The sequence below is a fragment of the Eubacterium sp. AF34-35BH genome (genome assembly GCF_003477765.1).
Classification (GTDB): domain Bacteria; phylum Bacillota; class Clostridia; order Lachnospirales; family Lachnospiraceae; genus Eubacterium_G.
Genome location: NZ_QUDZ01000016.1, coordinates 1 through 4,170, shown reverse-complemented (window position 1 = coordinate 4,170; position 4,170 = coordinate 1). Strand labels below are relative to the sequence as shown.

Genomic DNA, 4,170 nt, shown 5'->3' with positions numbered 1-4,170 from the left:
GAAGAAAATATCATCATCATTAGATAATCTCGACCACCTCATCACTCTTCATCGGCGTGCATTATAGACTAATGAAAAGGAGGACTTACAAATGAACACAACGACAGTCAGTAGTGACACTTTATTCTGTGATTACTACAAAAAATGGATTACTGTTTACAAGGAAGGTGCTATAAGACCTATAACAATGAACAAATATAAGATGGCACATCAATGGTTGGTAAAATTAATTCCGACTCTTACTGTTGGGGATATTGACAGAATATCTTATCAGCAACTTCTAAACGATTATGCACAAAACCATGAACGACAAACAACTATGGATTTTCATCATCATATTAAATGTGCAATATTAGATGCTGTTGATGAGGGTTTAATTTCCCGCGACCCTACAAGGAAAGCTATCATTAAAGGCAAAGAACCTAGAGCAAAAAAGCAAAAGTATCTTAACCAATTTGAACTACATAAGTTAATTGAGTCTTTAGATTTATCACAGAATATAAATTGGGATTGGTTTATACTTTTAGTAGCTAAGACAGGAATGAGATTTTCAGAAGCATTAGCATTAACCCCTAAAGATTTTGACTTGTCTCATCAAATGTTAACTGTTTCTAAGACATGGAATTACAAAGGTAACGGTGGTTTTCTTCCTACAAAAAATCTTTCTTCTATGAGAAAAATTCAACTTGATTGGCAGACAGTAATGCAGTTTTCTTCACTTATAAAAGATTTACCTGAAAACGAACCAATTTTCGTTAAAGAAAAAGTATACAACTCTACGCTAAATGATATTTTAGCAAGACATTGTATTAGTACCGGTATTCCAGTAATTTCAATTCACGGATTACGACATACGCATGCATCACTTTTGCTATTTGCCGGAGTTTCAATTGCCAGTGTTGCAAGGAGATTGGGACACGCTAGTATGACTACAACTCAAAAAACATATCTCCATATTATACAGGAACTTGAAAGTAAGGATATTGATATTATTATGAGGTCATTATCTAACCTTTCTTAAATAAAATATGCACGCCGATTTTAATAAATAAAAGCTTGGAAACTCAAAAAATTCCAAGCTTTTACTTTCTTGATAATTATATTATTCATTAATCAATGGGCTTATTTCTTCCATTAAATCATTTTTAAACTCTTCTACCATAGTTTTTCTAAACTTGTATTTTGGCATAGGTTCTTCTGATTCTTCTTTATAAGTTTTATAATCCGTTTTTTCTTTTAGGACGTTTTCGTTTGCAAGCATTCCATCTCTATAATTATATGCTTCAAACTTAACATCCTCATCTTCTAAATACCATTTTTGAGCAAATTCCCTTATAGCATCATCGATAATTTTATACTTCATCTGATTAAATATAACGGATATGTCCTGACCTATATACTTTTCCTTATCATTTTCGATATCTTCAATAATTATATTTAGTAGCTCACTTATTTGTGGATTAACCTTATAATAATCATCGATAATACCTCTTAATACATTAATATTATATTCAAAATCAGATTCTTTAAAATCATCTTTTGTCTGGTCTAAAGACTCAACAACTCCTTGAAGCAATTCAATAATATATTCAAAATCTATACGCAACTTACTATAAGCCATTAAATCATATTCATCTAATTCAGGTCCATCTCCATCTGGGTCATCTGAAGGTTTCTTAAGTTCCTCCATTACATTGTTATACATTGCTGCATAGTTTTCATATTCTTCCTGTGAAAATTCCAAATCTTTCAATATATCTTCATTGTAATTTGAAAACGCCTTAAGATGTGCGAAATCATGGTCTAATGCTCTAAACAGATGAACAAACGTTTTCTTTTGTTGTCTTGACAATGCTGATATCTCTTCGGGTGTTTCTGCTAAAGCATGAATAGCCTTAACAGATATGTTGAAATTATCAAGTACAGTTTCCCAATCCTCAGCTACTGGTTTTCCATCACCACCTCTAGAATATAATGTCAATGCATTGTTTATAGCATCTTTAAACTCTTTAGGCGATTGGAATGTTACAATCTGTCCATACTGCTTATTACTATCAAACAATCGATTAGTTCGTGAAAACGCCTGAATTATATTCTGTGGAGTCATTGGTGGTCTATCCATAAACAATGTAGATAAACAAGGTGCATCAAATCCCGTCAACAATCTATCAACAACAATTACCAAATCAAGTTGCTGACTTCTTTCAAGATATTTCTTTTCCTTTCTTGCTAATCTGTCATTTAAGTTACTATTGTAGGCATTTATCGCCTCAAGCTTGTAATTTGTTCCAAACATTTCATTGTAATCTTCTAAAGATTCTTTCATCTTATCCTGATTAACAGTAGATGCTTCTTCATTTTCTGAAATTGAGTATGTAATTGCAAACTTAGGAAAATCCGGTAACGCTTTCTGAATATCTTCACTTATCTTTAACTCATCTTGTCCATTTTTTATTTTCTTTAACAATTCATAATATTTTTGTGCAATTGAAATGGATTTAACTGTTAATATTCCCTCATATGTTCTTCCTTTACCATTCTGCATTCCCAATTTTGTGGCAGATTGATTCAATATAACGTCTAAAACATTTCTCATATGCTTTTCGGATAAATAGGCAGATTCATCTACATCCTTATTCTTTGGTCCAAGATTTTCTACCATAAAGCCTAAGACTGCCTCATCATGGATAGCTTCCTTTATCGTATAACTATGCAAACACTTTCCATACAGCTGTTCTGTAGTTTGTGGTAAGTCTCCCTTTTGTTCATATTTATTCTGCTCAAAAATAGGTGTTCCGGTAAATCCATACCACAAAGAATTATTAAAGAACTGTTCCAATTTTCTTTTTGTTTCAGGAGTTACTGCTCTATGACATTCATCTACTACAAAAGCAACTCTTAAATTCTTTATAATCTGATATTCTTTCGTTCCTTCTTTCAAACGATTGCTAATCATTGTCTGTATTTTTTGTCTTGTTGTAACAATCATTTGCCTATTACCATCAGTCATTCTTTTAATTAAAGTATCGACATAATCTGTATCATCTACATCAATTGTATCGTTATCTGCATAAGACTGAAATGCCATCTTTGTCTGCATATCTAAATCTTTTCTATCAATCAAAAAAACTGTTTTTTCTATAGATGGTATATCCATTAGCAGGTTTCTTGTAGCCTTATATGATGTCATTGTCTTTCCTGAACCTGTTGTATGCCAAATAAATCCTGATTTTCCTTGTTTTGATGCATTTCGCATTGCCTTAATTGCATGAATCTGATATGGTCTCAGAATTAACAATTTCTTTTTGTCATTATCCAAAACTGTATATTTTGTAACCATTTCATGCGCTTCCGGTATTTTTAATACTGCCTTTGCAAAATCCATATAATCACATACAGGATAGTTCTTTTCATCTATCCATCCTGTAATAAATTTTTTATTTAATTCCGTATCTCTTGCTGCCGAAAAATATTTTGTATCTACCACATTACTTACAACAAACATTTGAATATTTGAAAAGAGACCTCTAAATTTACCTTCTGCTATATATTTCTTTATTTGCCTATATCCGTCCATATATGAATGTTCTTTATTTTTCAGTTCAATATGAATCATAGGAATTCCATTAATAAGCAATGTGACGTCAAATCTTCTGTCCCTTTCGCCATTTTCTTCTGTTTTGAACGCCTGATATTGATTTATAACTTCATATACACTTGTCCCGCCTGCAATGTGCTCATTATTCATAACGACTAAATGTAATGTTTCATTGCCTCTTTGTACATGAACATAAACTTTTCCATTTTCGCCAACTAGCCATTTCCCTGCATCATAAAATGAAGCATGTGATAAATCATTCTTTACCTTTGCGAACTCACTTTCACTTAATGGTGTATCATTTAGTTTTGCTTTATTATTCTGCTCTAAAATATACTTAAAGTTCTTCCATAATTGCTCTTCATTTCTGATATCCGGTCTATACGTCCATTGTGATTCACCACTACATAGTTGGTCTATTAGTCTTCTCTCAATTATTGCTTCTAATTCTGCCATAATCCCTTATCCTTTCTTTGGAAACATATTTTGTAGCATATATTTTTTTAACTCTTTTAGTGTATCACACTTACGTTGATGAAGAGTGATGAGGTGGTCGAGATTATCTAATGATG

The 4,170-nt window shown here is 31.9% G+C and carries 2 protein-coding genes; one reads left to right on the top strand and one right to left on the bottom strand.

Annotation, left to right across the window (positions count from 1 at the left end; translation table 11 throughout):
• Positions 1-91 precede the first annotated feature (91 nt).
• Positions 92-1,021: a site-specific integrase gene (locus DWZ69_RS11885; protein ID WP_117908309.1), complete on the top strand. Its 930-nt coding sequence runs from the start codon at positions 92-94 to the stop codon at positions 1,019-1,021.
• Positions 1,022-1,102: 81 nt separating this feature from the next.
• On the opposite strand, the gene DWZ69_RS11880 is transcribed toward DWZ69_RS11885, so the two are convergent.
• Complete coding sequence (locus tag DWZ69_RS11880) at positions 1,103-4,054, bottom strand: HsdR family type I site-specific deoxyribonuclease (protein WP_118437210.1); 2,952 nt, start codon at positions 4,052-4,054, stop codon at positions 1,103-1,105.
• Between the last annotated feature and the right edge of the window lie 116 nt (positions 4,055-4,170).

Excerpts from the sequence above, each read along its gene's own strand:
- DWZ69_RS11880 (WP_118437210.1), bottom strand. The coding sequence starts at position 4,054 with ATGGCAGAATTAGAAGCAATAATTGAGAGAAGACTAATAGACCAACTA.
- DWZ69_RS11885 (WP_117908309.1), top strand. The coding sequence starts at position 92 with ATGAACACAACGACAGTCAGTAGTGACACTTTATTCTGTGATTACTAC.